This window comes from Streptomyces sp. B5E4 (genome assembly GCF_039871555.1).
In the GTDB taxonomy this organism is placed as follows: Bacteria; Actinomycetota; Actinomycetes; order Streptomycetales; family Streptomycetaceae; genus Streptomyces.
Genome location: NZ_JBDPMI010000050.1, coordinates 23,908 through 31,690, shown reverse-complemented (window position 1 = coordinate 31,690; position 7,783 = coordinate 23,908). Strand labels below are relative to the sequence as shown.

Below are 7,783 nucleotides of genomic sequence, written 5' to 3'. Positions count from 1 at the left end.
CCCCCCCGCCCCCCCCCCCCCCCCCCCCCCCCCACCCCCGCGGCCGGCTAGCGCTGCGGCGGGGTCCAACCCGTCGGCTTGACCTGGGCGACGACCCCGCCGAGGGCGATCCGCACGCCGTTCGGGCCGGGCGCCCAACCGTCGATCGCGACGGTGTCCCCGTCCTCCAGCCACGGGCCCTTGCCCTTCGTCAGCTCCAGCAGCGACCCCACCTGGTCGGGTTCCGGCCCGCTGACGGTGCCGGAGGCGTAGAGGTCGCCGGTGCGTACCGAGGCGCCGTTGACCGTCATGTGGGCCAACTGCTGCGCCGCGGTCCAGTACATGGCGGCGAACGGCGGACGGGAGACCCGCTCGCCGTTGATCCGTACCTCAAGTCGCAGGTCGTAGCCGTCGTCCGGGGCGTCCGCGCCGGTGTCGTCGAGGTACGGCAGCAGCGGGTGCGTCCGCTCCGGCGGCGCGACCCGGGCGGCTTCCAGGGCGTCGAGGGGGGTGATCCAGGTGTCGATGGACGTGGCGAAGGACTTGGCCTGGTGCGGGCCGAGGGGGCGCTGCTCCCAGAGCTGGACGTCGCGCGCGGACCAGTCGTTGACCAGGCAGACGCCGAAGACGTGGTCGCGGAAGGCGGTACGGGGCACGGGCGTGCCCATCCGCGACGGTACGCCGATGACGAAGCCCACCTCGGCCTCGATGTCCAGGCGGATGCTGGGCCCGAACGCGGGGCCCGGCACGGGGTCGTCGGCGGCGCGCTTGCGCTGGCCGGCGGGGCGCACGACGGGCGTGCCGGCGGGGATGATCGTGCCGGACCGGCCGTGGTAGCCGATGGGCAGGTGCTTCCAGTTGGGCGTCAGCGGCTCCTCGCCGGGGCGGAAGATGCGGCCGACGTTGGCGGCGTGGTGCTCGCTGGAGTAGAAGTCGACGTAGTCGCCGACCTCGAACGGCATGTGCAGCGCGACGCGGTCCAGCTCGTGCAGGTGCGGCTCGACGGCGGCGCGGTGCGCCGGGTCGGTCAGCCAGGCGGTCACCTCGGCCCGTACGGCCTGCCACACCGGCCGGCCCGCGGCCATCAGCGGCGCCAGCGTCGGGGCGGCGAGCAGCGCGGTGTACGGGGAGCCGAGGGCCGTCGCGACGGCGGCGGTGTCCAGGACGGAGGCGCCGTAGCGCACGCCGACGCGGGGGTTCGTGCCGGCGGGCGTGGAGAAGACACCGTACGGAAGGTTGTGCGGCCCGAAGGGATCGCCTTCTGGCACGTCGAGCGGGCTGTGCTCGGACATCGCGGAGTCCTGCCTCATCGTGGTCGGCGGGCTGGGGACCTCAGGTTACGACCCCCAGGTCGGCGTAGGGGAAGCCGCCCGACGTGATCGTCGCGTGACCGGCTACGCTGCGAACGTGGTGCATGGTGGTTGCTAACGACACATCGACAATCTGTTCCACGTGAACGTCTGCAGACAGGAGGAGCCCTCGTGACCGTGGTCGCGCCCTTGGGGCTCAGCGTTGAGGACCGAGCCTTGGAAGCCGATGTCGACGCCGGACTCGCGGCCGTCGAAGAGGGCCTCCTGGAGGCCACGAAGAGCGATGTGCCGTTCATCACCGAGGCCGCGCGGCATCTGGTCCGCGCGGGCGGCAAGAGATTCCGCCCCCTGCTTGTCATGCTCGCCGCGCAGTTCGGCGATCCGCACGCGCCGGGCGTCGCGCCCTCCGGCGTCGTGGTCGAGCTGACGCACCTGGCCACGCTCTACCACGACGACGTGATGGACGAGGCGGCCGTACGCCGCGGCGTCCCCAGCGCCAACAGCCGCTGGGCCAACTCCGTCGCCGTCCTCACCGGCGACTTCCTCTTCGCGCGTGCCTCCCGGCTCCTCGCCGACCTGGGCCCCGAGATGGTCCGTATCCAGGCCCAGGCGTTCGAGCGGCTGGTCACCGGGCAGATCCTGGAGACCGCGGGCCCGACCGAGGGCCGCGACCCGGTCGACCACTACCTGGACGTGCTCGCCGGCAAGACCGGTTCGCTCATCGCCGTCTCCGGCCGCTTCGGCGCGCTGACCGCGGGTGCGGACGAGTCGGTGGTGGAGGTGCTGACGCAGTACGGCGAGCGCATCGGCATCGCCTTCCAGCTCGCGGACGACCTGCTCGACATCACCAGCGACGGCGCCGAGTCGGGGAAGACACCGGGCACGGATCTGCGCGAGGGCGTCGCGACGCTGCCGGTGCTGCACCTGCGCGCCGCCGCCCAGCGCCACCGCGAGCCGGCCGACCTGGAGTTGGCGGCGCTGCTCGCCGACGATCTGACGGACGACTCGCGGCACGCGGAGGCCCTGGCCCGGCTGCGCGTCCACCCGGCGGTGGAGCAGGCCAGGCGGGACACCGTGCGGTACGCGGCGGAGGCGCGGGCGATCCTGACGGCGCTGCCGGCGTGCCCGGCGCGGACGGCCCTGGAGGGGCTGTGCGACGCGGTGGTGGACCGGGCGGGGTAGCCGTGCCGGCCGCGATCCCGGGACGGATGGCCCGTACACGCATCAGGGGGAACCCCCTCCTGCGGCGGATGCCGTCATACGACAGGAGTAATCGAAGCTGCACCCACGGGCTGACGCCACGAGCCGTCCGGTTTGTTGTGATGGGTGGGAAGCCGTGACGCAGCGAATGACTTTCCGCGGACCCTCGCGGAGACGGAGGTACTTCCCATGGCACTGATCCCACCGGAGCGACCCGCCGACGAGGCCGAGGACCGCGCCGCGGACCTCGCCGCGGCCCGGCGCAGAAAGGCGGTGCGCTATGGGGTGCCCCTGGGTATCGCGGGACTCGCCGCCGCCACCATCGGCCTGGTGCCCGCGCTCGCCCAGGACGACGGCCCGAGCTCGGACGACGTGACGGCCGAGGAACTGATCGCCAAGGCGCTGGCGTCGGAGGTCGAGTCGGTCGACGGCACGGTGAAGGTCAGCACGGACCTGGGCCTGCCCTCGATACCGTTCGGCGGCGGCGGCGACGGCGCGAACCTCTCCCGGCTGCTCGCCGGCGACACCAAGCTGCATGTCGCGGCCGACGGCCCGGAGAAGCAGCGGGTCACGCTCACCGGCTCCGACGGCGACCGTACGGTGGTGCGCAACGGCGAGGACGTCTGGACGTTCGGCGGCGACTCGGACGAGGTGTCCCACTCCACGCTGCCGAAGGACGCGGGGAAGAAGAAGGACGCCCCGGAGCACGACCTCGGGCTGCCGAAGGACCTGAAGGACGCCACCCCGCAGGAACTGGCGGAGCGGCTGCTGAAGGCCGCGGACGAGACGACGGACGTGGACGTCGCCGGCACGGCGCAGGTGGCCGGGCAGGACGCGTACGAGCTGCGGCTGACGCCGAAGCAGGACGAGTCGACGGTCCGGGACATCACGATCGCGGTGGACGCCGACAACGGCGTGCCGCTGCGGGTGGCGCTGACGGCGGACGACGGCAAGGCGGTCGTGGACGTCGGCTTCACGAAGGTCGACTTCAACAAGCCGGACGCGGACCTGTTCGCGCCGCCGGCGGGCGCCGAGGTGACGGAGAAGGACCTCGACGAGGGCTTCGGTGAGGGCCTCGGCGGGGACTTCGGCAAGGGCTTCGGCGGCTTCGGCGGCGACTGGGCCGGCGGGGACCGGGCCGGGGGCGGCAAGGCCGCCGGTCCGGAGGACGTCGAGGTCCACGGCGAGGGCTGGGGCTCGATCGCCGAGCTCTCGCTGCCGGGCGGCACGCTGAGCGAGAACGGGGTCGGGGCCGCCCTCGACTTCTTCACCGACAAGACCGACGCCGGCCGGGTCTTCGAGAGCCGGCTGGTCAACGTGCTGATCACCGACGACAAGGTCTACGTCGGCGCCGTCACCCCGGAGGCCCTGGAGGCCGCCGCGGACTGACCGCAGCACCGCCCCGCAAGGCCGCCGCGCGCCTCCCCGGCATGCGGCGGCCTTCGCGCGTTCCCCCGTCAGTGGACACAGAACTCGTTCCCCTCCGGGTCCGTCATGACGGTCCACTCCCCGCCCTGCTCCTTGACGTGCCGTACGACGAGGGCCCCCAGCTCCGCCAGCCGGGCCGTCTCCTCCTCGCGCCGCCCGGACTCGGGGTGGAGGTCGAGGTGCAGGCGGTTCTTGCCGGCGGGCTTGGGCTCGGGGACCTGGTTGAAGAGCAGCCGGCGGCCGAGACCCGTGCCGGAGGTGGGGTCGTACGGGTCGTCGGGGTGCCGGACGGCGGCGGCGGTGCGCCAGGCGCGGCGGTCGCGGTGGCGGGTCAGCACGTCCTCGGGGATGGCGCCGGCCGCGAGCAGTTGCTCGATGAGCGGGCTGTTGTCCTCCACCTCGTAGCCGAGGGCGGCGGCCCAGAAGTCGGCCTGGGAGTGCGGGTCGGTGGCGTCGATGACGAGCTTCCAGTGCGTGGGAACCATGTACCGGTTATACTGGTTACATGGTGGACGAGGCAAGCGCCCGCGCCCCGGGCATCGAGATGCGCCCCCCTGACGGCCAGGTCTTCCGCTTCGATCCGGGCGCGCTCAGCCTGGAGTTGCTGACGACGGGCGGCCCGGGTCCCTTCGCGCGGTACGAGTTGCTGCACGCCCCCGCGGACGTCGCGGCGTGGGCGGCGGCCAGCAGGCTGCGCCCGGCGCCGGAGCTGACGGTCACCGAGGCCGACGTGCCGGCCGTGCGCGAGCTGCGCGACGCCCTCTTCCGCCTCACCCGGGCCCGCGCCCACGACGCCCCCCTCCCCGCCGCGGACCTGGCCGCCCTCAACGCCGCCGCGGCCGAACCGCCCCTGGCCCCCCGCCTCACCCCCGACGGCACCCCGTCCTGGGCCCCCGGCCCGGCACCCACGGCCCGGCTCCTGTCGACGGTCGCCCGCGATGCGGTGGACCTCTTCTCCGGCCCGTACGCCCACCGCATCCGCGAGTGCGCGGGCGAGCGCTGCTACCTGCTCTTCGCCGACACCTCCCGCCCGGGCCGCCGCCGCTGGTGCTCCATGGACCGCTGCGGCAACCGTCACAAGGTCCGCACCCTCAGAGCCCGGCGCGAAGCGGACCACTCCTGAAAAGATGCGACACATGAAGCGAGTCGTCGCCCGGGCCTGGAAGCTCCTGCGCGGTCCCCTGCAGTGGCGGATCCTGTGGTTCACGCAGGCCAAGTTCATGATCGGCGTGACCGGTGTGGTGCGGAACGAGCAGGGTCAGGTGCTGCTGCTCAAGCACCGCATGTGGTCCGACTCCCGGCCGTGGGGGCTGCCGACCGGCTTCGCGGTCAAGGGCGAGGAGTTCTCGCAGACCGTCGTCCGTGAGGTGCGGGAGGAGACCGGACTCGACGTCGTGCCCGGCCGGTTGGTCCGGGTGACCAGCGGCTACCGGCTCCGCGCGGAGATCGCCTACGAGGCGCGGCACGTGGGCGGCACTCTGAAGCTCGACGGGTTCGAGATCCTGGCGGCGGAGTGGTTCAGCCCGGACGCCCTCCCGGAGGGGCTCCAGGAGGCCCACGTCCGACTGATCAGGGAGGGCGCCCCGGCGTGACGCCTCAGCCCCAGGTCAGGGGGTCGAGGTGGAGGTAGAAGCGGAGTCGGTCGGGGTCGGGTTCGGTGCCGTAGCGCTCGGCGAAGGCGGCGTCCCGGACGCGCGCTTCGGCCTCGTCCGGCCAGGTTTCGCGGGAGTTGGCCAGGACCAGGGCCAGGTCGCTGTGGCGGTCGGCGAGTCCGAGGCGGCCGAGGTCGACGAAGCCCGTCATGTCCAGGGTGCCGGGGTCGAGGACGATGTTCGCCAGGGTGAGGTCGCCGTGGCAGACGACGGTGTCGTCGGCGGCCTGCTTCCGGCGCCGGGCGAGCTGGGGTTCGAGGCGGGCCAGCAACTCCGCGGCGGGGGTGTGCTGTTGTTCCTCGGGCAGGAAGTCCGGGTTCACGGCACCGCGGGCGACGACGTCGCGTGCGGTGGCCATCACGTCGTCCAGGTCCCGGTGGTACGGGCAGTCGGCGGCGGGGAGCGCGTGCAGGGCGCCTACGGCCTCGGCGATCCGGCTCCAGCAGGCCCGCAGGTCGTCCGGCGGCAACCGGTCGGCGGGGACGCCGGGGACGGCGGCGGTGACCAGGCGGGCGCCGGTGCCGTCGGAGTGCCAGTCGAGGACGCGGGGGCCCGGCACGCCCTGGCCGGCCAGCCAGGCGGTGCGGTCGCGCTCGTCGGCGAGTGCGGCGGTGCCGGCCGGGTCCGTCGCGGGTACGTGCTTGGCGTAGCGGGTGCCGTCCGCGCTGCGGAGAACAGCGGCCCCGGACTCGCCGGTGGTGACGGGGGTCCAGTCGTCGTGCGTCATGCCTTGCGGTCCATTCGGTAGTGCAGGACGAGGAACGGGATGCCGAAGACGGAGAAGGAGTGTGCGGCGCGGAGCAGGCCGTCGTCGGTGACGTGGACGTCGAGCCGCTCGGCGAAGCCGTGCACGCCGAGGGTGGTCAGCTCGCGGGTCTCGGGGTCGATGTACGTGAGGTAGTGGCCGGGGTGGTCGGTGCCGTCGCTCCCGGCTTCGTCCGCCGCGTGGCTGGTGAGCGTCAGTCCGCCGCCGGGCCGGGCGCGGGGGAGGAGGGTGGCGGTGAAGCTGGCGTGGGGGAGCGGGAATCCGACGCTGACGTAGCCGCGGTCGCCGTGCCGGTACGTGGTGTAGATGCCGACGTAGATGGGGTCGTCGGTGTCGGCGAAGGACCGGATCCAGCCGCGGACGGCGATCTCCCCGGCGGCCGCCTTCTCCGGGGCGGGGGTGATGGTGTCGATGCGGCTGCGCATGCCGCGCTGCACCTCGCGCTGGTTCATCGGCACGTTGGCCTGGCCGAGGGGCTGGGCGACGAGGGCGCGGTAGAGGAGGTAGCCGGGGCGGACCCAGAGGCGCCAGCGGGGTTCGATGTCGAGGGTGAAGCGGGCGGTGTGCTCGTAGAACTCCCGTACCCGCGGATCCACGTCCGCGGGGTCGAAACCCGGCCCGGCGAGGGCGTCGAGCGAGGCGACGATGCCGACGTCGGGCGCGTCGGCGGTGTACGTACCGCCGAGGACGCCGGCCAGGTCGCGTACGTACGAGGTGCCGACGTACGCGGACCGCGCTTCGAGCGGCACGACGAACGGCAGATCCTCGGTGCGGGCCTCCTCGGCGACGAGGCTGACCTGCGCGTCCCGGAACACCAGCGCGGAGACCACCCGGAACGCCACCACCGCACCCGCGGCGACCACGGCCCCGCGCGCGGCGACGGCTCCGGGCCGCGGCTCCGCGGCCGCGGTGCGCACGGGCCCGGCGGCGCCCGTGTCCGTGCCGCCACCGGTCCGCAGCGCGTACGCGCCGCCGACCGCGGCGCCCACCACCGGGCCCAGGGCCACCTTGTGCGGCCGTATGCCCAGCGCGCCCGCCGCCGCTCCCGCCACCGTGCCCACCGCCACCGGGCCCGCGCCCGTCAGCCGGGCGCCCGCCCAGCCCGCGGCGGCGGCCAGGGCGCCGCTGGTGGCGATGCGCTGCCACAGGGCCGGGATCTCGCCGGGCCGCTGCCGTACCCGGGAGACCGCCTCGATCACCCCGAGCCCGACCGCCCCGGCCGCCGCCCCGGCGACCGCCGCACGCGCTCCCCGCCCACCGGCGAGCGCCGCCCCGGCGAGCGCGCCCATGACCCCCGCGGTCCCCACCTGCGCCCGCACCTGCGACTTGTCCACCCGCTCACGCCCCATCCCCGCACCTTACGTGCGCCCTGCCGCCCGGCGCCCGGCCGCCGTCCCGTACGCCGCACGCAAGCATCCGCGCGAGGTCGGCAACGCACGCCGGCCGCG

The 7,783-nt window shown here is 74.2% G+C and carries 8 protein-coding genes; 4 read left to right on the top strand and 4 right to left on the bottom strand.

All coding sequences use genetic code 11. From position 1 onward, the window contains the following. Nucleotides 1-47: 47 nt before the first annotated feature. Nucleotides 48-1,271 carry a fumarylacetoacetate hydrolase family protein gene (locus ABGA99_RS35255; protein WP_347584220.1) on the bottom strand — a complete coding sequence of 408 codons (1,224 nt, stop codon included), beginning with the start codon at nucleotides 1,269-1,271 and terminating at the stop codon, nucleotides 48-50. Between the two features lie 189 nt (nucleotides 1,272-1,460). Between ABGA99_RS35255 and ABGA99_RS35250 the strand changes: the two genes are divergently transcribed. Together ABGA99_RS35250 and ABGA99_RS35245 are read left to right on the top strand one after the other, a co-directional pair. Continuing rightward, a complete protein-coding gene (locus ABGA99_RS35250; protein WP_347581668.1) occupies nucleotides 1,461-2,471 on the top strand; it encodes a polyprenyl synthetase family protein in 1,011 nt (336 codons plus the stop codon). Between the two features lie 207 nt (nucleotides 2,472-2,678). Then, the gene (locus ABGA99_RS35245) at nucleotides 2,679-3,878 is read left to right on the top strand and encodes a sigma-E factor regulatory protein RseB domain-containing protein (protein ID WP_347581667.1); all 1,200 of its coding nucleotides are present in this window, start codon (nucleotides 2,679-2,681) and stop codon (nucleotides 3,876-3,878) included. Between the two features lie 68 nt (nucleotides 3,879-3,946). On the opposite strand, the gene ABGA99_RS35240 is transcribed toward ABGA99_RS35245, so the two are convergent. Further along, nucleotides 3,947-4,402: a VOC family protein gene (locus tag ABGA99_RS35240; RefSeq protein WP_347584219.1), complete on the bottom strand. Its 456-nt coding sequence runs from the start codon at nucleotides 4,400-4,402 to the stop codon at nucleotides 3,947-3,949. Between the two features lie 20 nt (nucleotides 4,403-4,422). Here ABGA99_RS35240 and ABGA99_RS35235 point away from each other — a divergent pair, with 20 nt between their 5' ends. Together ABGA99_RS35235 and ABGA99_RS35230 are read left to right on the top strand one after the other, a co-directional pair. After that, nucleotides 4,423-5,040 carry a CGNR zinc finger domain-containing protein gene (locus ABGA99_RS35235; protein ID WP_347584218.1) on the top strand — a complete coding sequence of 206 codons (618 nt, stop codon included), beginning with the start codon at nucleotides 4,423-4,425 and terminating at the stop codon, nucleotides 5,038-5,040. Nucleotides 5,041-5,053: 13 nt separating this feature from the next. Then, the gene (locus ABGA99_RS35230; RefSeq protein ID WP_347581664.1) at nucleotides 5,054-5,509 is read left to right on the top strand and encodes an NUDIX domain-containing protein; all 456 of its coding nucleotides are present in this window, start codon (nucleotides 5,054-5,056) and stop codon (nucleotides 5,507-5,509) included. Nucleotides 5,510-5,513: 4 nt separating this feature from the next. On the opposite strand, the gene ABGA99_RS35225 is transcribed toward ABGA99_RS35230, so the two are convergent. Further along, nucleotides 5,514-6,296 carry an APH(3'') family aminoglycoside O-phosphotransferase gene (locus tag ABGA99_RS35225; RefSeq protein WP_347584217.1) on the bottom strand — a complete coding sequence of 261 codons (783 nt, stop codon included), beginning with the start codon at nucleotides 6,294-6,296 and terminating at the stop codon, nucleotides 5,514-5,516. Further along, the gene (locus ABGA99_RS35220) at nucleotides 6,293-7,684 is read right to left on the bottom strand and encodes a hypothetical protein (protein WP_347581662.1); all 1,392 of its coding nucleotides are present in this window, start codon (nucleotides 7,682-7,684) and stop codon (nucleotides 6,293-6,295) included. Before ABGA99_RS35220 ends, ABGA99_RS35225 begins: the two co-directional genes overlap by 4 nt. Nucleotides 7,685-7,783 lie beyond the last annotated feature (99 nt).

Coding starts and splice junctions, on each gene's coding strand:
- ABGA99_RS35245 (WP_347581667.1), top strand. CDS start 2,679: ATGGCACTGATCCCACCGGAGCGACCCGCCGACGAGGCCGAGGACCGC.
- ABGA99_RS35255 (WP_347584220.1), bottom strand. CDS start 1,271: ATGTCCGAGCACAGCCCGCTCGACGTGCCAGAAGGCGATCCCTTCGGG.
- ABGA99_RS35240 (WP_347584219.1), bottom strand. CDS start 4,402: ATGGTTCCCACGCACTGGAAGCTCGTCATCGACGCCACCGACCCGCAC.
- ABGA99_RS35230 (WP_347581664.1), top strand. CDS start 5,054: ATGAAGCGAGTCGTCGCCCGGGCCTGGAAGCTCCTGCGCGGTCCCCTG.
- ABGA99_RS35225 (WP_347584217.1), bottom strand. CDS start 6,296: ATGACGCACGACGACTGGACCCCCGTCACCACCGGCGAGTCCGGGGCC.
- ABGA99_RS35220 (WP_347581662.1), bottom strand. CDS start 7,684: ATGGGGCGTGAGCGGGTGGACAAGTCGCAGGTGCGGGCGCAGGTGGGG.
- ABGA99_RS35235 (WP_347584218.1), top strand. CDS start 4,423: ATGGTGGACGAGGCAAGCGCCCGCGCCCCGGGCATCGAGATGCGCCCC.